Here is a 1,344-nt window from a genome sequence, read left to right on the forward strand (position 1 = left end):
TGATCATGGGTGAAGCCCTTGGTCGATTCTTCTTCTTGCGACAGACGAAGATCGAGACCAAGGGCTTCAGTTGATCAGTGTGCACCATGTTCGTGATACCGCCGCGTCCGGGGAGTTGTCCGGGTTGCGGCAGGAGTTCTACCGGTGCCTGCTCAAGCGGGCGGACGCGTTGTTCGAGCTGACCGACGCGGTGTTGTGCGCGGACGGGCCGGTGCGGTCGGTCGCGGAACTGTCACTGGCCGGTGAGCATCGCCGTGGTCACAGCAGCGGCTATGCCGCGCTGGCGCGGGGGCGAATCGACGCCGGGCGGTTACGCACCGCGCTGAGCGGGGTGTCGCTGCCGCGTGCGGCGGACGGGCGGCTGGTGCTGGCGGTGGACGTGACCTGCTGGCTACGGCCCGAAGCACACACCTGTGCGCAGCGGATCCTGTGTCACACCTACGGCCGCGGCAAGGACCAGCACGCGATGGTGCCGGGCTGGCCCTACTCGGTGGTCGTCGCCCTGGAAGCGGGACGTGGTTCGTGGACCGCGCCGCTGGACGCGGTCCGGCTCGCACCGGGCGACAACGCCGCGAGCGTGACCGCCCGGCAGATCCGCGACGTGGTGACCCGCCTGATCACCGCGGGCCATTGGTCGCCGGGAGATCCGGACATCCTGCTGGTCGCCGACGCCGGCTACGACGGCCCCCGCCTGGCCCACGTGCTGGCCGACCTGCCGATCACCGTGCTGGTCCGGATGCGCTCCGACAGGGTTCTGCACCGCCCGGCCGGACCACAGCCGCCCGGCACGATGGGCAGGCCGCGCCGTCATGGCGGCGAGTTCGCCTTCGGCGACCCAGAAACCTGGGGCGAGCCTGACACCACCATCGAGACCACGACCCGGCTCTACGGGCCGGCGTTGATCCGGGCCTGGGACCGGCTGCACCCGCGCCTGACCCACCGCATCGCCTGGGCCGGCCACGACGGGCCCCTGCCGATCCTGGACGGCACCGTGATCCGGTTGCAGGTCGAACGCCTGCCCTCCGGGGCGACCCCGAAACCTGTGTGGCTCTGGCACTCCCGCACCGGCCTGGATCAGGCCGAGGTCGATCTGGCCTGGCAGGCGTTCCTGCGCCGCTTCGACATCGAGCACACCTTCCGCATGCTCAAACAGACCCTCGGCTGGACCACCCCGAAACTACGCTCACCGCAGGCCGCCGACCGCTGGACCTGGCTGCTGATCGTCGCCTACACCCAGCTCCGCCTCGCCCGCGACCTCACCGCAGACCTGCGCCGCCCCTGGGAGAAACCCCGCTCAGCCCAACGACTGAGCCCGGCACGGGTCCGCCGGGGATTTCGGAACCT

Annotated in this window: 1 protein-coding gene; it reads left to right on the forward strand. The window is 70.5% G+C overall.

Going from position 1 to position 1,344, the window contains the following annotated elements; translation table 11 throughout:
* Positions 1-79: 79 nt before the first annotated feature.
* Positions 80-1,344 (forward strand): NF041680 family putative transposase (locus tag AB0M48_RS45475; RefSeq protein ID WP_363855609.1); only part of this gene is annotated, 1,265 nt, incomplete at its 3' end.

Source organism: Lentzea sp. NPDC051208 (assembly GCF_040682435.1).
Classification (GTDB): Bacteria; Actinomycetota; Actinomycetes; order Mycobacteriales; family Pseudonocardiaceae; genus Lentzea; species Lentzea kristufekii.